16 protein-coding genes are annotated in these 19754 nt (G+C 44.4%); 10 read left to right on the forward strand and 6 right to left on the reverse strand.

The features are described 5' to 3' along the window. Positions 1–138 precede the first annotated feature (138 nt). Positions 139–1329 (forward strand): amino acid aminotransferase, encoded by a 1191-nt coding sequence (locus AC6R05_RS14675; RefSeq protein WP_500647824.1) that lies wholly within the window; start codon positions 139–141, stop codon positions 1327–1329. Between the two features lie 106 nt (positions 1330–1435). On the opposite strand, the gene AC6R05_RS14680 is transcribed toward AC6R05_RS14675, so the two are convergent. Further along, positions 1436–2077, reverse strand: a complete 642-nt coding sequence (locus tag AC6R05_RS14680; RefSeq protein WP_500647825.1) for an outer membrane beta-barrel protein — start codon at positions 2075–2077, stop codon at positions 1436–1438. A gap of 149 nt (positions 2078–2226) precedes the next feature. On the opposite strand from AC6R05_RS14680, the gene AC6R05_RS14685 reads away from it, so the two are divergent. Continuing rightward, positions 2227–4116 (forward strand): DUF294 nucleotidyltransferase-like domain-containing protein, encoded by a 1890-nt coding sequence (locus AC6R05_RS14685; RefSeq protein ID WP_500647826.1) that lies wholly within the window; start codon positions 2227–2229, stop codon positions 4114–4116. Positions 4117–4121: 5 nt separating this feature from the next. Next, positions 4122–4838 carry a 3'-5' exonuclease gene (locus AC6R05_RS14690; RefSeq protein WP_150868831.1) on the forward strand — a complete coding sequence of 239 codons (717 nt, stop codon included), beginning with the start codon at positions 4122–4124 and terminating at the stop codon, positions 4836–4838. A gap of 108 nt (positions 4839–4946) precedes the next feature. On the opposite strand, the gene AC6R05_RS14695 is transcribed toward AC6R05_RS14690, so the two are convergent. The 4 genes from AC6R05_RS14695 to AC6R05_RS14710 form a co-directional block, all read right to left on the reverse strand. Then, positions 4947–6884, reverse strand: coding sequence for a GGDEF domain-containing protein (locus AC6R05_RS14695; protein ID WP_500647949.1), 1938 nt, complete (start codon positions 6882–6884; stop codon positions 4947–4949). A 23-nt stretch (positions 6885–6907) separates the two neighbouring features. Continuing rightward, a complete protein-coding gene (locus AC6R05_RS14700; protein WP_500647827.1) occupies positions 6908–8053 on the reverse strand; it encodes a sugar ABC transporter substrate-binding protein in 1146 nt (381 codons plus the stop codon). A 302-nt stretch (positions 8054–8355) separates the two neighbouring features. Further along, positions 8356–9450 carry a 3-phosphoserine/phosphohydroxythreonine transaminase gene (gene serC / locus AC6R05_RS14705; protein WP_500647828.1) on the reverse strand — a complete coding sequence of 365 codons (1095 nt, stop codon included), beginning with the start codon at positions 9448–9450 and terminating at the stop codon, positions 8356–8358. Between the two features lie 195 nt (positions 9451–9645). Then, positions 9646–10908 carry a DUF945 family protein gene (locus AC6R05_RS14710; RefSeq protein ID WP_285467224.1) on the reverse strand — a complete coding sequence of 421 codons (1263 nt, stop codon included), beginning with the start codon at positions 10906–10908 and terminating at the stop codon, positions 9646–9648. Between the two features lie 185 nt (positions 10909–11093). Here AC6R05_RS14710 and AC6R05_RS14715 point away from each other — a divergent pair, with 185 nt between their 5' ends. The 3 genes from AC6R05_RS14715 (at position 11094) to AC6R05_RS14725 (ending at position 14257) form a co-directional block, all read left to right on the forward strand. Continuing rightward, positions 11094–13037 carry an ATP-binding protein gene (locus AC6R05_RS14715; RefSeq protein ID WP_500647829.1) on the forward strand — a complete coding sequence of 648 codons (1944 nt, stop codon included), beginning with the start codon at positions 11094–11096 and terminating at the stop codon, positions 13035–13037. Then, the gene (locus AC6R05_RS14720) at positions 13030–13527 is read left to right on the forward strand and encodes a response regulator (protein ID WP_285467226.1); all 498 of its coding nucleotides are present in this window, start codon (positions 13030–13032) and stop codon (positions 13525–13527) included. Before AC6R05_RS14715 ends, AC6R05_RS14720 begins: the two co-directional genes overlap by 8 nt. Before the next feature lie 187 nt (positions 13528–13714). Further along, a complete protein-coding gene (locus AC6R05_RS14725) occupies positions 13715–14257 on the forward strand; it encodes a hypothetical protein (RefSeq protein WP_032548717.1) in 543 nt (180 codons plus the stop codon). A 118-nt stretch (positions 14258–14375) separates the two neighbouring features. On the opposite strand, the gene AC6R05_RS14730 is transcribed toward AC6R05_RS14725, so the two are convergent. Then, entirely contained in the window at positions 14376–14957 is a 582-nt protein-coding gene (locus AC6R05_RS14730; protein ID WP_150868835.1) for a TfoX/Sxy family DNA transformation protein, read from the reverse strand. A gap of 364 nt (positions 14958–15321) precedes the next feature. Here AC6R05_RS14730 and AC6R05_RS14735 point away from each other — a divergent pair, with 364 nt between their 5' ends. From AC6R05_RS14735 to panP, 4 genes are all read left to right on the forward strand, one after another. Then, on the forward strand, positions 15322–16242 hold the full coding sequence (locus AC6R05_RS14735) for an HDOD domain-containing protein (protein WP_150868836.1): 921 nt from the start codon (positions 15322–15324) through the stop codon (positions 16240–16242). Between the two features lie 34 nt (positions 16243–16276). Beyond that, complete coding sequence (locus AC6R05_RS14740) at positions 16277–17182, forward strand: LysO family transporter (RefSeq protein WP_500647830.1); 906 nt, start codon at positions 16277–16279, stop codon at positions 17180–17182. Between the two features lie 207 nt (positions 17183–17389). Beyond that, positions 17390–17917: a hypothetical protein gene (locus AC6R05_RS14745; RefSeq protein ID WP_032548712.1), complete on the forward strand. Its 528-nt coding sequence runs from the start codon at positions 17390–17392 to the stop codon at positions 17915–17917. Positions 17918–18050: 133 nt separating this feature from the next. Then, positions 18051–19694, forward strand: a complete 1644-nt coding sequence (gene panP, locus AC6R05_RS14750; RefSeq protein WP_500647831.1) for a pyridoxal-dependent aspartate 1-decarboxylase PanP — start codon at positions 18051–18053, stop codon at positions 19692–19694. Positions 19695–19754: the final 60 nt, after the last annotated feature.

A 19754-nucleotide genomic window follows, 5' to 3' on the forward strand; every position in this document is an offset into this window, starting at 1 on the left:
TATTCGAGCTTTACTCATAAATTCCATCGAAATAGATTTTTTTTCCGCTTTCTTCCCAATTCATATTGTCTTCAAAATTTCATACAGGTATAAATACCACTAGATACTATCCCCTCTCAATTGACATGGATGAAGATTATGTTTGAAAAAGTACTCGCAGCACCAGCAGACCCTATTCTTGGCCTGACTGAAGAGTTTAAAAAAGACGCTCGTGCAGAAAAAATTAACCTTGGTGTTGGTATTTACAAAAACGAAGATGGCCAAACGCCAGTTCTAGCTACCGTTAAAAAAGCGGAAGCAGCTCTTCTAGAAAACGAGAAAACTAAATCTTACCTAACAATTGAAGGTACTGCGGAATACGGTCTAGCGGTACAGAAGCTGCTATTCGGCGCAGACGCTGAAATCGTTACTGCTCAACGTGCAAAAACAGCACAAGCTCCAGGTGGTACTGGTGCTCTACGTGTTGCTGGCGAATTCATTAAACGTCAACTTGGCGACGTAAAAATCTGGATCAGCAACCCAACGTGGGCAAACCACAATGGCGTATTCTCTGCTGCAGGTATTGAAACAGCTCAATACAGCTACTACAACGCTGAGACTAAAGACAAAGACTTCGCGGGCATGGTTGCTGACCTAGAGAAAGCATCTGAAGGCGATATCGTTCTACTACACGGCTGCTGTCACAACCCTACAGGTATCGACCCAACAGCGGAAGAGTGGGAAGTACTGGCTAAACTAGTTGCTGAGAAAAAGCTTCTTCCACTATTCGACTTTGCTTACCAAGGTTTTGCAAAAGGCGTTGAAGAAGATGCTGCTGGCCTGCGTACTTTCGCTAAGTACAACAAAGAGATCCTAGTCGCGAGCTCATTCTCTAAGAACTTTGGTCTATACAACGAGCGTGTAGGTGCATTCACGCTTGTAGCTGAATCAGCAGACGTTGCAAACACTGCATTCTCTCAAGTTAAGAGCATCATCCGTTCTATCTACTCTAACCCACCAGCGCACGGTAGTGCTGTTGTTACGCACATCCTAGGCGACGCTGAGTTGCGTGCAGAATGGGAAGCAGAAGTAGCTGAAATGCGTGACCGTATCCAAGAGATGCGTGAACTATTCGTTGCAACTCTGAAAGAACAAGGCGTTGATGCAGACTTCACGTTCATCGAACGTCAAAACGGCATGTTCTCGTTCTCTGGTCTAACTAAAGAGCAAGTAACTTGCCTGAAAGAAGAGTTTGCTATCTACATCGTAGGCTCTGGCCGTATCAGTGTTGCAGGTATGACTAAGTCAAACATGCTACCTCTATGTAAGGGCATCGCTGCAGTACTATAAGCTTTAGCCCTTTTAAGTATTAAAAAAGCCAGCGTATATGCTGGCTTTTTATTATTTCGACACTTTTAGATGCCTTAACGGTTATTTTAGAAACTTATCTAAACAGTTAGTACTCTAATCGAAACTCTAGACCAAGCTCGTTAGTTCGCTCTCCACCGTTATTCCCTTCGCCGTCTCGGTGTTGGTACGCCCCCTCAATAGAGAACTTAGACGTAACCTTGTAGCGTAAACCTAAGTGGTAAACTTCTTCATCAAACAGATCACTTCGATTCGCTTGAATACTACCGTTAGCAATCCATCGTTTCGCAAAACCATAATTCAACTCGACCTTACCACCATGGATAAATTCGGTATCCGATTCGAGCGTCTGGTTATTTGAATTGAGCTCAATTTCACCCTTGGTTATCCCCAACAAATAGGATGCCACGATATCGAGATCTTTGCGGATATTAAAACGATAGCCTGCACCGCCCATCAGAGTATCAATTCGAGTCGTACTCTCATCTGGATGAATAAAACGTGCGGTGTAATCACCAATAAGCAACCACTCATCCGTCATTTCGTAGCTAACACCCAATCCAAACACAGAAGCATTGTTATTGCCGCCTGCATCTGCATCTAGACTGCCAGAATAAACCGAAGCGGTGACATAATTATAATCAAGAATTGTTGGCTCATTATCTTGGGCCATAGCCCCTACTGAGAAAGCAGTACACATAGAGATTAAGCCCAGCTTCCATATCGACATTTAACTCTTCCTTAACACTGTCTTCTTTTTATCAAAGGTTAGTCTATCCATCAGACTTTAAAAAGGTTTTACCTCACAGAATGATTTGTCCCGGCAAATTATTATCAAATGATGTACCATGAATTCATACTAACTTACGGATGAACATTATGGATGCTGAGTTATTAGAGATTCAAAATTTCCTCGCACAATACCCTCCTTTCAGCGAATTACCGGAAGAGATGCTCATAAAAGTCACGAGCAGCGTGGAAATTTCCTATTATCGTCAGGACACACCGATAATTCACTTCGGCGACCAAATCCACGACTTATATGTGGTACGCAGTGGTGAAGTGGAAGTCTACCGACGTAAAGGAGAACTCTATAACCGTTTAGATCAAGGCGATCTGTTTGGTCAGATGGGCCTTCTGACCAATAACAAGGTACGTTTCCCAGTTAAAGCTATCGAAGATACCCTGCTTTACTGCATCCCAGAATCCATCTTTCAAGAGCTCTACGACAATTACGACTCGTTTGCCGACTTTGTTGAGGTTGAAGATAACGCGCGCTTACGCCAAGCCATCTCAAACAACAATGATGCCAACGATCTCACGACCTCAAAGGTAAAGACTCTGCTGACCAGCAGCGCGCCAATGATAGAGCGTTCGCGAACAATTCAACAGGCGGCGACCATGATGGCAGAAGAGAATGTCTCTTCACTGCTGATTATTGATCCTGACATCGTAGAAGATGACGAAGACGATTCAACACCAGTTATCGGTATCATTACCGACCGAGATCTATGTACTCGTGTGCTCGCCGAAGGCTTAGACCCTTCTGATGAGGTTTCTAGTGTGATGACTGCCGAGGTTATCTCACTCGATCACAACGCCTACGTCTATGAAGCCATGCTCACCATGCTGCGCTATAACGTTCATCACCTACCCGTGCTCAAAGATAAAAAGCCAATAGGCATTATTGAAGCGACAGACATCGTTCGTTATGAGTCCCAGAACTCGCTGTTATTGGTGAGCAGTATCTTCCAGCAGCAGAGTATTGAAGATCTCAAAGTCCTGTCAGAACAGGTTAAAGACAGCTTTGTTCGCCTAGTTAACGAGGATGCGAACGCTCACATGGTGGGCAGTGCTATGTCGGTAATTGGCCGAAGCTTTAAGCAACGCATTATTGAACTCGCTGAGGAAACTCTGGGCAACGCGCCTATTCCATACTGCTTCCTTGCTTTAGGCTCTATGGGCCGCGATGAGCAATTACTCGTTACAGACCAAGATAACGCGATTATTCTCGATGATACTTACGACGAAGCAAAGCATGGTGCTTACTTTGAAGCATTCTCTAAGTTCATCTGCGACGGCTTAGATCAGTGCGGTTACAGCTACTGTACAGGCGACATTATGGCGACCAACCCGACTTGGCGCATGACGCGCACTGAATGGGAAGAGTGCTTCGCAGATTGGATTGATAATCCGAACCCGAAAGCGCTATTGAACGCCTCAATCTTCTTCGATCTTGATGGTGTTTACGGCCGATTAAAGTGGGCAGAACAACTCAATAGTTTCATTGTACGACGTTCTCGCAAGAACAACCGATTCTTGGCATGTTTGGCTCGCAATGCGCTCAACCGCACACCGCCACTTGGTTTCTTTAAAGATTTCGTGATGGAGAAGGATGGACGCCATAACAACTCCATCAACCTGAAACGACGCGGTACCGCGCCACTGGCTGACTTAATCCGTGTACACTCACTCGCGGTCGCGTCACGCTCTAAAAACTCATTTGAGCGTCTCGACGACATTCTTGACGCTGGTATATTACCGAAAGGGCGAGCTCAGGATCTTAAAGATGCGATGGAGTTTATCTCTATGGTACGTATCCGGCATCAAGCTCTGGACGTTGATAATAATATTGAACCAGATAACAACATCGAACCAGAGAATCTATCGGACTTTGAACGTCGTAACTTAAAAGATGCATTCCAGATTCTCAGTAACGCTCAGAACTTCCTCAAGTTCCGTTACCAAGCCAACAACAACTTTAAGTAGATACGATGACGAGAATATTTAAGTCACCCGCTGTAGATTGGCATTTCAAATTTGCCCAGAAGCTTGACCGTGTCAAGGATGAGCGTCTCAAAGAGTACTACAGCAAACCGCTACCAGCGGCTGACACTCCGATTTCTGAAGTGACCTTCTTGGCATTGGACTTTGAGACCACAGGACTTAACCCGTCTAAAGATGGCATTATCACCATTGGGTTAGTGCCATTTACACTCAACCGAGTCTACCTGAAACAAGCACGTCACTGGACGCTAAGGCCAAGACAAAAGCTGGAAGAAGAGTCGGTGGTTATCCATGGCATTACTCACAACGACATCCTTAACGCCCCAGATCTAAACGAGGTGCTCGATGAAGTGCTTAAAGCAATGGCGGGACACATCCCAGTTGTTCACTATCGACGCATAGAACGTAACTTCCTCGATAACGCGCTACGCTCACGTCTGGGTGAAGGTATTGAGTTCCCTGTATTAGATACCTTGGAAATTGAATCTCAAGTGCAGCATAAGCTTGCTGGCGGTTTGTGGAACAAACTGAAAGGTAAGAAACCGGGCTCGGTTAGATTAGGCCAAAGTCGTCGCCGTTATCACCTCCCCGACTACACACCACACCATGCGTTGACGGATGCCATTGCGACAGCAGAGCTGCTTCAAGCACAGATTGCACACCACTATGATGCAAGTAGACCACTAAAAGAGTTCTGGTTGTAATCGGCTAGTCAGTTTTTTAACCGCCTGTACCAAAGAGCTCCAGCTAAAGAGCCCCAAACTAAAAAGGAGCAACATTGCTCCTTTTTAGTACCGTACGTTCTAGAGTAATTAAGAGTCGCCCTGAGCTTCGTAAAACCGACGTTTCTCTGTATACATATCTTGATCGGCATTACTGAACATGTCTCTCAATGCCGAACTATCACTCTGAGAGAAGCCGATGGAAAACAGCACTGGAATAGGGTGACCCTTTATTAAGATATGAGACTGCGCTTGGTCGGCGTATAACTGCTCTTTGAGTGTCTCGACCTCAGGGACAGCGCTCGGAGTCAAAGTCAATACCGCAAACTCATCGCCCCCCAATCGATACATATTGCTATGAGCTTGTAGACGCTCCTGAACAACGTCCACACAGGCTTTAATCAACCTATCACCCGCCTGATGGCCATGGACATCATTGGTCTGTTTCAAGCCATTGACGTCGATAACCAGCAAAGACAGCACCCAACCTTTCTCAATGACCTTACGCTCGCAATAACTTAAATCATCATCAAATGCTTTGCGATTAAAACACCCCGAAGCAAGGTCTACTCGCGTCATGTTTTCTAGCTCAATCCAAGCTGCGAGCTGTTTCTGGTAGAGGTCAAAGATGAGTTGATCTTCATCGTTCAACGTTAGGTGTTCACTATTGTGATTAAAGTAGCCGATGACCTGCCCCTTCGAATCCAGTAGAGATTGCACTCGGTTAGCATTCGAGACATCTAAAGTCGGTTTAGTAAACGAGAACTGAATACTCTTACCCGAAAGCAACGCCGCTAATTGGGTTTCGACCAAGTTCGGTATTAACCGATACTCAACACCTTGTCGCATCGAAGCAAACTCAACAATCCGCATAATATTACGCTTTTGATCAGCCTCTCTTTGCAACGAGTGCGTCAAGCGATACGTTTTCTCCTCAACAGTTTGCTCAAGCTGAACATTGAAGTTTTCAAGTTGCGCGTTGTTGACCTTTATCTGTTGATACGCGGACTTGAGCTTATCATTGCGTATCGTGAGTTCATCTAGCTGGTACCCGATACGCCGCCACATCTTGTCGAGTAACACACTGAATGCATAAAACTCTGTAAACTTATGCTGTTCAGGTTTAACAGTGGGCAGCTTCTCTTTCGAGTATGATTCAACCGATTCCGACAACAGATTCAATTGGCGTGAGAACCAGTGATTGAGTACCAAAGCAAACACCACGGCGAGCACAAATGTAGCAAATAGAATCCGCACAAAGACCACTTGCGCTTGCTGCATCTCTTGCTGTCGCGCTTCATCAGACACATTGTGCTTCACTGCAATGGAAAGCGGATCTAAGAACAATGGGTTGGCTATTTTTACTAGGTGTTCGTGCTCACTACCCGAATTCAAATCGACTGAATGGGAGTAATGAAATTCAACCGACTCTTTTTCAAAAAGAAACGGCGCAACCTTTTTCTCCAACCTGTCGTAACCCATCAACACAACTAGATAACCTTGCGGGGAATATTCAGACCCTTCCACCAATCGATAAGGCAGAATTGGTGCCACAATCGCGATGCCAGATTTAGAGTCGTTCGCTAGCGACGGTTCTGCGAACTCGCGATGAAAGATCTTTCCTTGAATATAGGTGGATTTAGGGCGCTTTATCTCACTCAATAACTGGCTGTTTTCAAAATGGTACAGACTGCCTTTGCTGTCATAGATTGGGCGCCAATCCTTGTCCAAGATGTATGTTGCTGACACACTATCAGCAAGCTCATTGAAGCGAGCCATTTTTTCCCACACCACGCTCGAGAAGAAGACATTGCTGCCTGCCTTTAATAACGATCGGTCTTGGGCGTACCATTCAGTAAGACGTAATGTCAGATCGAGCTCACTCTTCACCGTCTGGGTAATACCTTGGGTCGAGTTATTGAGCTTAATAGTCTTCTGCTCTAATAACGTTTCAGACTGCTTGTTCAATATCAGCTGACCAGAAAAATAGACGGGTAGAATCGCACAGCAGAAAAGCACTAGGCCCATAGTGTATTTAAGAGAAAACTTCATTATTGATGCTCTCCGATTCGTTCGGCATAGCGCGCAACAAAGTCATCATAAAATGCAGGAATCTCGTCTTTAGGCATGCCCAACTTGTAACGCTCTAGGGCACGTGCAGCCGCCTCCCAAACGATCGCCATATAATAGTCACTCGACATCATTTGTGCTGCTTGAAACTGTTGATACATCTGAGCAAAACTGCCTTGATTTGATGTCATTCGCTTTTGATTCACATCCTTGAATGGCGACATCATCGCATCACTTCGCGCTAAGTAGCTGAATCTATTTGACTGTAGAAAACTGACCATTTCACGCAATACCATCTGTTTATCAATATCTTGCATGCCCTTTTCCGTTATCGCGAACACCTTGGCGCCGCTGAATGAAGCCATACCTTTACCTTGATAAGTTGGTAAAGCATTAATGGTAAGGTTAGGTTCCGATTCAATGAGTTCGCTGTAGGCCCAATCACCATCGATTAGGTAATCTACTTGACCACTAAGAAAGCGTTGACGCGCGCATACATTATCGCACTCGCGAGCAATAGCACCCTGCTGTTCTAACTGTTCAATAAAACGAAATATCGCGACAACGCTCTCGCCATCTATGCTTCGTGATGACAATTGTTGGTTTGAAAAAAGCTGATGAAAAGCCAGATAGAAGTACATATTGGGGTTTGGAAAGGCGATAGCTTCACGTGATGACTCATGCGATAAATGAGTAAGCTGCTCCCATGACATCTGGGTGCTACTTTGATGACGAGAATAGAGAACCAGTTGGTTACCGATCGCTACGGGAAGCGCCTTTAACTGGCCATTGAGTTCGACCACTTCAAGGGCTTTTTCCTCATAGCGGCTTTCGTCAACCCAAGTGTCAGGAATGGTCGAAATATCAATATAATCTGACAAGCCGAGAAAATCGGAAGGCACCCAAATTGCGTCAGGGAAAGCGGTATCTCGAGGGTCTGCGACCACAAGCTCAGCACGAATTGAATTGATATCAAAACGGCGAACTTCGACCGTATGTTCAGTTAAGGTTTCGATATGCTGCTTTACTTTCTGAGCTGTTTCAAACTCAATGCCAGCCCATATTTCAATGGTCGCCGCATATGCTATCAAAGGGAAAAACGCTACGAGCCCCGCTAGTATTCTCAAACCTGCCTCATCACCAAATCAAACACTGTGAATACCGCAAATTTGCGGCGATACGTTATACAGTATTTGTCCATTAAAAAGAAGAAAATTCACTATGGCTCCTCCCCTTTCAAAGTTCGATACGAGGAGAAAACCCAAAGTCATTTACAATAACCCGTACGGTTATAATTGGCGAGCGAATTGTCATCAGGGCTTGAGCTAGCTCATCATATGTAGACCTTCAAAATAAAAATTTTATAAAAGATACAAAAAAGGGTGTCACACTGTGACACCCTAACTAATAAGTATTGTCTATTTAACGACTACGCGTTCTCTTGCTCAAACTCTTTCATAAAGTTCACCAACGCTTGTACACCTTCAAGCGTCATCGCATTGTAGATAGATGCGCGCATACCACCCACAGCTCGGTGACCTTTTAGAGACTTAAGACCCGCTTTGTCCGCTAGCTCTAGGAACTTGCCATCAAGCTCTGGTTTAGCCAATTGGAAAGGTACGTTCATACGAGAACGGTTTGCTGGGTGAACTTGGTTACGATAGAAGTCTGATTCATCAATTGCGTTGTAAAGAAGCTGAGCTTTCTCTTGGTTCACTTGCTCAACGGCTTCTACACCACCTTCTGCTTTCAACCACTTAAATACTAGGCCAGACAAGTACCAAGCAAACGTAGGTGGAGTATTGAACATAGAATCTTTCTCTGCCAATACCTTGTAGTTCAAGATGCTTGGTAGAACTGAGTTGGCCAGTTCTAGAAGGTCATCACGAACAATCACGATACAGATACCAGCAGGGCCAATGTTCTTCTGAGCACCCGCGTAAATTACACCGTATTTTGATACGTCAATTTTACGAGAAAGAATATTTGAAGACATGTCCGCAACAATTGGCTTGTCCGTTACAGGCAGTTCGTTGATTTCGATGCCATCAATGGTTTCATTCGGGCAGAAATGAACGTAAGCCGCTTCTGGGTCAATCTTCCACTCACTTGCTGGAACTACCGCAGCTTTACCATCGACGGTTGTCTTAGCGTTGAACACGTCAATCTCTGCGTATTTGCTCGCCTCTTTTACTGCACTCTCAGCCCAGTAGCCAGCATCAACGTAAGTTGCTTTTGTTTTGTCACCCAGTAGGTTTAGTGGAACTGCTGCAAATTGAGCACGCGCGCCGCCCTGACAAAACAGAACTTTGTAGTTGTCTGGGATGTTCAGAAGATCACGTAAGTCTTGCTCCGACTCATCCGCGACTTGAATAAATTCTTTGCTGCGATGGCTGATTTCCATCACGGATGTGCCTAGGCCATTCCAGTCAATAAAATCCGCTTGCGCTTGCTTCATTACTGGTTTTGGTAATGCTGCTGGACCTGCACTGAAATTAAAAACGTTATCTAAAGTGTTTTCCATGGGGGGTGATGCTCCTGCTCGATAATAACTGTGGCTCGATGTAACTGTAAATCGATATATCTATGCAAGTAATACCACGTTTTACTCAACATACAAAGCAACAAAAGAGGTCTACAGACCTCTTTTGTTGTGTATCGATTAAAAACCTTAGCTTTGGCTAGCTAATAGGCGTATTCACGATGCTTGTGCTTCAAATTACTGCATTAAAGCAGGCATTAACAGCGCAATTAATGGAATTTCTTGCCCATTTTCAAAGACTAAATTTCCATTTTCTAGTGCAGCGTGAATTTCGTAGCCAGTTTCCGTTTGCTCAATCATCTCCATAACGATCAATTCGTCGATGCCTTCCTGAATAAATGGGTACTCTTGTACCAGTTCATTAGAAAAGCTCGAGCTAATGTCACCCTTTAGAGCTGGGATAATAAGGCTTGGATCGCTGCTAATGTTTTCGGTGCCTTCTGGAACACTGACTAGCCACTTAGAGTGAAACTCACCCTCGCCCAAATCCAACGAGATGTTCTTCATCGAAAGGTCAAAACCTTTTGCGAACAGGGTATCAATGTAAGGAATGATCTGCTCAATATCTTCCTGCGTGAGCACAGGGTTTGACTGATAAATCTCAAACACTTTCTCGAAAGATTGGCTATCTAGCTTATCCATCTCAAAATCAACATTAAGGTTGTTCACCTCACCGTCGCTAGTTTGAATCGATGCAATGTTCAGTTTCAGATTACTGCGCAGCCGTTTCGTTGCCTCATCAAGGTGTGATTCAAAATCGTATTGAGAGTTTTGAATAGACACATACGGCTGCATTTGCGCATCCGTTACAGCAAACGAATCAATGGTGAAGTTCTGAGTACCTAACCAGTAGCCCTTTGCTTGTTTACCTTCTCCCACACCTTTCAGATTAGATAACGTCATCTCTTCGCCAGATGGGAAATCAATCTGAATAGAAGGAATATCAAGCTTGTAATCAATCTGTCCTAGTACAGTTGCATGGCCAGATATTGTCGACTTAGTAATAGAAACTGAGGTTTCATTCTCAGCAGTACCTTGATGGTTCAGCTGGCTTAGTTCTAAGTTAAAGCTGGTGTTACCATTCAACTCAGTGCTCGTAGTCAGAGTCAGTGGTAGATCCGGTTGGTCTTCCAGAGTCGATAGCGCATCAAGACCAATCAGGCCATGGCTAACGTCACTGTTAACAACATATTCAGTTGGCAAGCCATCAATGGCTAGCTGCTCTTTTAGGCTCTCATCGATAATCGTGATGCGTGTTTTTACATTTGATGAGAAATAGCCGCGGTCGTAATCAACAATTTCAGCCTGAATGCTAGAACTGTTCAATGTTGCGATACCATCTGTAATCGCATTCTGCCCAATCTGGCCAACGGCTAGTGGCCAACAGAGTGCTAATGAAATGGCGCCACCAATGGCACCGATTTTTCTAAGCTGTTCCATGTGTTCTCTTTAATTACGATCGTTTGTAATACTCAGTCTAACCTAACAATAGCAATCAGGAAACATTGAGTTAAATCAGTCTATTGCTGAATACTTCAATCAGCTCAACAAATTACCAACTAGCTCTCATCCTTTACTGACGCATATTGGTACTCTATGGCTAGGGAAGTTATAGAGGGAAAAACGTGAATCAATACGCTGTTATTTGTTTAGATAATAATCCAATTAGCATTGAGCGAATCAGGATTGAGCTCGCGCCACTTTCCGCGACGTTCGATATCTACACGGCCGAAGATCTTGACGAAGCTCATCAGGCTTTAAAAGACATTCACGACAACCACCAAACCGTCGCTTTGGTGATTACCCATCATCACTCTCAGTTCGATGGCGTTCAGTTCCTTATCGAGCTCGAGCAACTGCCTCATACTAATACGGCGCGTACGATTTTGGTTAGCGCATCGTCAGATATCCAAATTATCTTAACGGCTGTCAATGAAGGACGCTTGAATCACTGTTTGACCAAACCCGTTCCAGACCAAGTGCTGTTCAAGTCTGCCCAAAAGGAGCTCACGTCTTTTATCATCAAATACGCGGCAGACGACCTACTCACTTATAGCCAAGTGCTAGATCAGCAGCGAATTTTGCGTGCTCACATCGAACAGAAAATACGTTCATTCCAGTCCGGCTTTATTCACGACTTCCATCAGCTCTCCGATACCGCTTTGGCTGAGAAGGTCGTTAACGCGCTGCAAGATTTCTTCTCTCAAGATGATAAAACCAAGGCTATTCGCGCCTACTCTTCTGATCACTTGTTGACCAAGGAGGGAGAAGACAACCGTTTCTTGTGGTTTATCACTGAGGGTGAAGTTGCTCTATATAAAAAAGATGAGCTAGGTCAGCAACGTGAAGTAGTAAGACACACCAAAGGGAACATTGTAGGCGGTATGTCTTTTGTGACTGGTGAGCCCTCTTTTTCTACCGCGATTACGCTAACGCCAACGCATGTTATCAAGCTTGACCGAGATGTTTTCTCGCAAGTGATGCATTCGAACAGTACCTTGTTACCACTGTTCACCAATCTACTGCTGCGACACTTCAACCGCCGCCTGCAAAGGAGCATTACCACTAAGCTTCGCCTGCAAGAGACACTGGAGTCACTTGAGTCTGCCCACCAGCAACTGATTGAGAAAGAGAAGATGGCGATGCTTGGTCAGCTAGTAGCAGGTGTTGCTCATGAGTTGAATAACCCTATAGCTGCAATACTACGTAGTATCGAAACACTCGCTGATAACCTTGACTCAATTCTATTGAATTCAACCCTACCGAATTCATCATTGGCCACTCAAGTGCTCGACACAGCCAAGCAATCTAAACCACTTTCGACCGCCCAAGAGAGAGACTTAGTCAAAGCCCTCTCTTCAACAATTAGTGATCGCGCAATGGCGAAGAAAGCGGTGAAATTGAATCTAACCGATCAGCCTCAGGTGATTGAGACACTACAACAGTCGCCTACAGCAGCCAAAGAGTTGCTCAACGATTTAGAGCATTACCATTTGGTTGGAAACTCTATTCGCTCGATCCATGTTTGCAGCAAGCGAATTGCGGATATGGTCAAAAGCCTTAAAGGTTACGCAAGGCAAGACGACGAGGCCAAACTGCATGCTGACCTTTATGAAGGACTTGAAGATACGCTGGTAATTTTTGAAAACAGGCTGAAGGTTCACAACGTAGAAAAACACTACGACAGTAGCCTACCTCGACTGCTTTGCCAGCCATTGGCGTTGCAGCAAGTTTGGACCAATCTCTTGTCTAATGCATTGGATGCCCTACCTGAGCGCGGCACAATTGAGATTACAACGTCTCAAAAACACCGTGACCAACAAGCTTACTGGGTTGTCGAAATAAAGGACAACGGACATGGTATCGACAGCGCCAATCTTGAAACCATTTTTAGCCCCAATTTCACGACCAAGAAGGAAGGAAACTTCGGTCTAGGAATTGGACTTTCTATTTCCCAACAAATTGTGACTGCGCACAGCGGATTCATTACTGTTGACTCAGAGCCGGGCAGCTATACCTCAATGCAGGTATGGTTACCTCTCGATTCACAAGGAGCCTCAAATGAATAAGTACCTAATACTATGTGTTGATGACGAGCCAGAAGTGCTCAATAGTGTCCTTCAAGACCTTGCACCATTTGAAGACGACTTTGTGGTTGAAGGCGCAGAGTCAGTCGACGAGGCAAAAGAAGTGATCAAAGAGATGCAACAAGACGGCGTAAAATTGGCGCTGATACTCTGCGACCACATCATGCCTGACAAAACCGGCATCGATTTTCTGATTGAGTTGAACCAAGAGCCTTCAACTCAACCCACTCGTAAACTTCTTTTGACTGGGCAAGCGGGTTTGGAAGACACGGTAACGGCAATCAATAACGCAGCGCTCGACTTCTACATCTCGAAACCTTGGCGTGGTAACGAACTCAGAGCCACCATTACCCAACAACTGACCGACTATGTGATTCAAGAAGACGACAATTTATTGCAATGGACAGCGATCCTCGATACCGAAAGAATTCTTACAACTATGGCGAATAAACGCACCAGTTTTGGCGAGTAGACTGCAAATCTAGCAATCAAAGTTGCACAATGGCACTCAATTTGCTTACTTTTTAGCTAAATGACAAATGAATGACATTTAAAAGGATTACTTTTCTACAAGTTAGACTAGAATGTCTCGATATTTATTGTTTGTGCCACTGGGTGCAGACACAGGGAATTAACATTAATAAAGGTTTACTGTCGTTATGCGTAAAATTCTACTGACTACCGCTATGCTTCTGGCATCTAGCCAAGCATTTGCAGCCGATGACCAACCACAAGTAATGAGCAACTTTAGCTACGATTACTTCGAAGCTCGTATCGGCGCAAGCCCAGTTACTTTCGGTGGCGCGTTCAGTAAGTCAATCCACCCAAATGCTCACGCTGTAGCACGTATCGACTCTGAGTTTGAAGGCGATTTTGATTCTGGCGTTGGTCTTGGTTTCCACTCTCCAATCAACAACTGGGCAGATCTTACTGGTGAAATGCTAATGCGTATCGTGCAGCCAGAAGACTCTAGCTCTACTGATCTGGGTATGGAGCTGAACCTAGGTGTTCGTCAATGGTTAGGTCCACAACTTGAGGTTGGTGGTAAAGCGGGTTACGTATCTATCGATGACAACGATGATTGGATCGGTTCTGTTTACGCTCGTTTCCACTCTACAGAGCTATTCTCTCTAGGTGCAGAAGCTCGTATCAACGACTTCTACGGCGATCAAATCATGTTCACTACTCGCTTCAAGTTCTAATAGACTTGAGGCTCCCCACAAGGGTAGTTAAGTAAGCGATTGAATAGATAAACAAAAACCGAGGATTATGTCCTCGGTTTTTATTTGTATTGAATAATCTTAAGCATATAGGTGGATTCTAGTGGCAGCTCTTCAATAGCTGTTGTTTGCGAGGTTCTTGAAGCAGTTTCCAGTGAATACCATCAATTGCACCAGCAAATTTCCAAAGTAGCTTTAGATCTACATCGTTGCCGTAAGTTTTACGAACCTTACTGAAAACTTCAGATGCGCCTAACTGCATGAACATAGAGACATCTTCAACGCCCGCCTTTTTAACCATACGTTCCAACGTGAGTTGCATGTTAGGTAGGTCGCGCAAACGGCGGCTAGCAGTCGATTTCTTGAAACTACGTTGTTGAACTGAATTATCGATAGAAGTTCGAATAATACTATCCAGCTCAGGGTGCTCACACGTAAACAGATCGGTAATGTCGTAGTAATTTACAGTGGCTGTTGTCTGCTTTTTGACGTGGCGATATTTTTCACAGTCTAGATCCGTCAATTTTTCATCTAACGACTCACCACCGCGAATAAATAAACAACCTTCGCTAATCAATGCAAACATCGCATCGCTCTGAAAGAGGCCTGTACCTCCAAACATTGAACGTTTTTGGTGCTCACCAAACTTACTTACGTAATTAATAAATGCTGTCTCGGTCATATCCATTGATCCTTAATCAAATTACCCCGATTAGTACGATCACCAGATAAGCAGCTTTTTGTATGCGAAAATAAAATGTTCTAAATATAGGTGAATATTATGAGTTGCTTTCCACCTTTGAAATAAATCATACTTCGAAAAGAAAATTAAGTCTGGACTTAGCTCACAGCAATTAATTGACTATCACAAAATTTCATGACTAGTATCACATTACGCCATTATTTGGCGCTTTCATTTTGACGCCTAGTGTTATCCCGGTTCAAATTTAGTTGTTTTTAGCCAAAGCTGATTTTTGCTTTTGTACTATTGCACGGCAGCATTGCGGCTTGTAAACTGGAACCGTCTTACAATTTACTCTCTCTATATGAATCATTTATCCTTCTATTGGCTTCCTGAGAACAAAGCACTTCTACTCAAAGGACTTGAAACCGAGTTCGCACAACTGGTTAGTAGCTCTATTGCCTCTGGTAAAATTAACTTACCTCCCATCCCAGATGTGGTTTTGAAAATTCAGAAACTTTGTACCCTCGAATCAACAGGAATCGCCGATGTAGCAAAATGTTTGCTAGAGGATCCAGGGTTAACAGCCATAGTGATTCGTGTTGCCAATTCCGTAGTGTTCAACCGCCGCAACATCACCTGTGTCGATATCATGACTGCCGTTTCTCGTCTCGGGATTCTGCGCGTTCGCGACATTGTGACCGCACAAGCGATTGAACAACTCAAACACAGCGTCAATCTAAGCCAAGATTGTAATCAGTTGCTAAGACAAAGTGCGTCGATTTCAAAAGAGCTTGGCGCAACTATGGTGTTGGTTACAAACCAGTTTAAAGAGTACGAGCCGCAAGAATATAGCTACCTAGAGCAAGAAAAAGCCCTATTAGTCGGCTTACTTGCTGATATCGGTCTGTTCTGTTTAGTTAGCGAGTATCACAACTACTTAGAGAGAGGTAATTACCTCGACCAAGACATCGCCTTGCAAATCTTCCAGACCCAATGTTCAGCTACCAGTCAATTGGTCTTGAAACAGTGGGGATTTGATAGTGATTTTATTGATGTCTCCTCGAATAAGTCCTCTATAAACAGTGAGAAAGACGTTTCTTACCTCGATATTGCACGAATTGCTAATCATCTCTTGATGTTTAGAAACAATGATGAAAACATCGACTCTCACGAAGTCGAACTTAACGTCACTGGAGCTGAAGTTCTCTATCAACTTAGCAACTTAAATGACAATGAGTTCCACGGACAGCTTAACGACGTTATCAATGCGAGCGGTTTATAAGGCGATAGACCGCTAAATCAGCATCGAGGGAATCATGTTTACAGGGATGATCTTCATTTTTGCCCCGCTTGTGGTGGGGTACCTATTTTCTATTTCTAATGAAAAGACACTGGATACGATTAATCGTGCTACCTCTTCTCTGATATACGTCATTCTTGGTTTAATGGGGTTAAGCCTCGCCGCACTCGACAACCTAGGTAGCAACCTACAAACGATTTTGCTCTACACAGCGACATTTTTCGTCTGCCTAAGCGCGTGCAATCTACTGGCGTTGCCTTTAATTGATAAGGCCCTTCCACTTCAAACAGACAGCAGTCAGAAGAAACTACCACTCTCTTCTATGGCACTCGAATCTGCCAAATTGATTCTAGTGGTTGGTACCGGTCTTATTGCTGGCCTGCTACTGCCAATCGGTTTGAGCTGGGTGGATACAGCCAGTGAGTGGATTCTGTTCGCACTGCTGTTCTTCATCGGTATTCAACTTCGAAACAGTGGCCTAACACTGCGCCAAATTCTCTTGAACAAACATGGTATGGTGATTGCCGCCACTATTATCGTCACCTCCTTGCTAGGCGGTGTGATTGCCGCCTACCTACTAGATATCCCACTGTTTCGTGCTTTAGCAATGTCATCTGGCTTTGGTTGGTATTCACTAGCCGGAATTTTAATGGGTGACGCCTTTGGTCCCGTTTATGGCGGCGCCTCTTTTATGCTGGAGTTGCTACGTGAATTGGTCGCTCTGGTCGTGATTCCGATGTTGATACGAAGCTACCCTTGTACTTCTATTGGATATGCGGGCGCGACAGCGATGGACTTCACCCTTCCAGTGATACAGACAACCGGCGGTGTTCGTTGTGTGCCTATTGCGATTGTCAGCGGCTTCATTTTGAGCCTGTTAGTGCCGGTATTGATGCTATTCTTTGTATCTCTTGCTAACTAGATCGCAGGAATGGGCCCTGTTTTCCATTAGAATGCGTCGGTGTCTCTGTACTCGATACACTGAAATTGCCCAAGATACTGAAACAGTTACCGAAATAAAAAGACATTAAGTGTCGTTGCTCAACAAATACTAACCACGGTAATCTGTGAAGACATAGTTCTACATAAAAATTAGTTCTAAAAAGAATAAACCCAAAAAGGAACCACTATGAAACGCCTTTGTGTCGCACTACTGCTAGCATCAACTTCTACTTTCTCTTTTGCAGCAGAGAGCTTAACTGGAAACCAACAATGTCTTGCTGAAAAATACGATGCGTACATCGACGCATCTCTAAACTGGTACTCAGATCTTGCTGATCTAACTTCAGCTCAATACCCAGAGCTTAAAGAAGTGAGTCAGTGGTTCCTTGAAGGCCGTAAGCACCACTTTGAATTAAACCGTGCTGCTGTTCGCTACTACCTAGTTAACGATTCAAGCAAAGTCGCTACGGAGCGATCTGTTGAAGGTTGGCTGAAGCTGGAACAACATGACATCAAAGCACTATCACAACGTGATGATGAGCTAGGCAAAATTGCAAAGACAACCTTCGATGATCGTCAATCTAAGCCACACGCACAAAACTACGAGCTACGTTCTGCATTTGCAGAGCTATTGAGCCACCCGAAACAGATCGATACTGCCCTTCAGCGTTACAACCAATCTATCGCTAAAGTAGAAAATACTCAGTGTAAATAGCGACATAAACGTGACTTCTTTTAGAAAGTTACGTTTATGGGAAGTGGGATTTCATAATTAAGACGGGACTTTGTGCCCGTTTTCGTTTAGATTGTCCCGCTCGCGTCAATATTAGAAAAATAACTCGCTTGCTATGGTTACGGAACAAAAAACAGCAGATGTAAGCTTTGACAGCCTACTGCGTATCTTCACGGTACCAGAAGGTCCAGACTCAACACTTACACAAATCGAAGACAAACTGTCACAAAACCTGAATCAATTTCTACGAGAGCACATCGTGGCTGAAGAGAAGCCGCTCCGTGAGATTGAGAAGGACTTTTCTAATGCTCATATCCCAGAGCAGCCAGAGTTTGTTTCTGAACATACCGAGCACCTACTCGATTCACTCGTTTCTCACTCAGTTCACACATCAGCGCCAAGCTTTATTGGTCATATGACGTCGGCTCTGCCGTACTTCTTAATGCCGCTTTCAAAGATCATGATTGCTCTCAATCAGAACTTAGTGAAAATCGAAACTTCAAAAGCATTCACACCACTTGAGCGTCAAGTGCTGGGGATGCTGCACCGCCTTATCTACCAGCAAGACGACACCTTCTACTCTCGCTGGATGCACAGTGCTAACCATTCATTGGGCGCTTTCTGCTCCGGCGGGACGATTGCTAATATCACCGCACTTTGGGTTGCACGTAACAATGCACTTAAGGCACAAGGCGAGTTTAAGGGCGTTGAGAAAGAAGGCCTGTTTAAGGCTATGCAGCACTACGGCTATGAAGGCCTAGCGATTTTGGTTTCTGAACGTGGTCACTACTCTCTGAAAAAAGCCGCAGACGTACTGGGTATCGGTCAAGAAGGTCTTGTGTCGGTTAAAACTAATAACGACAACAAGATTTGTACCGAAGATCTGAAGCGTAAGATCACTGAGCTAAAAAGTAAAAACATCAAGCCGTTTGCAGTAATCGGTGTTGCGGGTACAACAGAAACCGGCAACATTGACCCACTGAAGAGAATGGCTGAAATTTGTGCCGAAGAAGCGTGTCACTTCCACGTAGATGCTGCTTGGGGTGGTGCAACGCTTATGTCGAACAACCATCGTCATCTGTTAGATGGTATTGAACTGGCAGACTCAGTGACGATTGATGCGCATAAACAGCTCTACATCCCTATGGGTGCGGGTATGGTGTTATTCAAGAAGCCTGACGCTATGACGGCCATTGAACACCACGCGCAGTACATTCTACGTAAAGGTTCAAAAGACCTAGGAAGCCATACTTTAGAAGGCTCTCGATCTGGTATGGCGATGCTCGTGTACGCAGCCATGCACATCATTAGTCGTCCAGGTTACGAGCTACTGATCGACCAAAGTATTAATAAGGCACGCTATTTTGCCGACCTTATTAAACAACAAAGTGACTTCGAGCTCGTTTCTGAGCCTGAATTGTGCCTTCTGACTTACCGTTATGTGCCTGAAAGCGTTAAACTAGCTCTCGAAAAAGCTGACGACGCTGACCGTACAGAACTTAACGAACTGCTCAACGAACTGACGAAGTTCATTCAGAAGAAACAGCGTGAAACGGGTAAGTCTTTTGTGTCTCGTACACGTCTTAACCCTGAAGCTTGGTCACACCAACACATCATCGTGTTCCGTGTAGTTCTTGCCAACCCGCTTACGGGTAATGAGATCCTAACTTCAGTGTTAGAGGAACAGCGCGAAATCGCGAAGCTAGCTCCGAACCTAATGGGTAAGATCACAACACTAGTCAGTAAGATTCACTCATAGTTATTCAAATTTAGTTGCATCAGATTGAAAATTTATTTCTTTTTGATGTAACTAACACGT

The sequence above is a fragment of the Vibrio sp. R11-SG3-ISO9 genome, assembly GCF_059834255.1.

Bases quoted from the DNA above. Each gene is read 5' to 3' on its own strand.
- AC6R05_RS14740 (WP_500647830.1), top strand. From the start codon at position 16,277: ATGTTTACAGGGATGATCTTCATTTTTGCCCCGCTTGTGGTGGGGTAC.
- AC6R05_RS14680 (WP_500647825.1), bottom strand. From the start codon at position 2,077: ATGTCGATATGGAAGCTGGGCTTAATCTCTATGTGTACTGCTTTCTCA.
- AC6R05_RS14685 (WP_500647826.1), top strand. From the start codon at position 2,227: ATGGATGCTGAGTTATTAGAGATTCAAAATTTCCTCGCACAATACCCT.
- AC6R05_RS14745 (WP_032548712.1), top strand. From the start codon at position 17,390: ATGAAACGCCTTTGTGTCGCACTACTGCTAGCATCAACTTCTACTTTC.
- AC6R05_RS14720 (WP_285467226.1), top strand. From the start codon at position 13,030: ATGAATAAGTACCTAATACTATGTGTTGATGACGAGCCAGAAGTGCTC.
- AC6R05_RS14690 (WP_150868831.1), top strand. From the start codon at position 4,122: ATGACGAGAATATTTAAGTCACCCGCTGTAGATTGGCATTTCAAATTT.
- AC6R05_RS14730 (WP_150868835.1), bottom strand. From the start codon at position 14,957: ATGACCGAGACAGCATTTATTAATTACGTAAGTAAGTTTGGTGAGCAC.
- AC6R05_RS14735 (WP_150868836.1), top strand. From the start codon at position 15,322: ATGAATCATTTATCCTTCTATTGGCTTCCTGAGAACAAAGCACTTCTA.
- serC (WP_500647828.1), bottom strand. From the start codon at position 9,450: ATGGAAAACACTTTAGATAACGTTTTTAATTTCAGTGCAGGTCCAGCA.
- panP (WP_500647831.1), top strand. From the start codon at position 18,051: ATGGTTACGGAACAAAAAACAGCAGATGTAAGCTTTGACAGCCTACTG.
- AC6R05_RS14710 (WP_285467224.1), bottom strand. From the start codon at position 10,908: ATGGAACAGCTTAGAAAAATCGGTGCCATTGGTGGCGCCATTTCATTA.
- AC6R05_RS14695 (WP_500647949.1), bottom strand. From the start codon at position 6,884: ATGGGCCTAGTGCTTTTCTGCTGTGCGATTCTACCCGTCTATTTTTCT.
- AC6R05_RS14725 (WP_032548717.1), top strand. From the start codon at position 13,715: ATGCGTAAAATTCTACTGACTACCGCTATGCTTCTGGCATCTAGCCAA.
- AC6R05_RS14675 (WP_500647824.1), top strand. From the start codon at position 139: ATGTTTGAAAAAGTACTCGCAGCACCAGCAGACCCTATTCTTGGCCTG.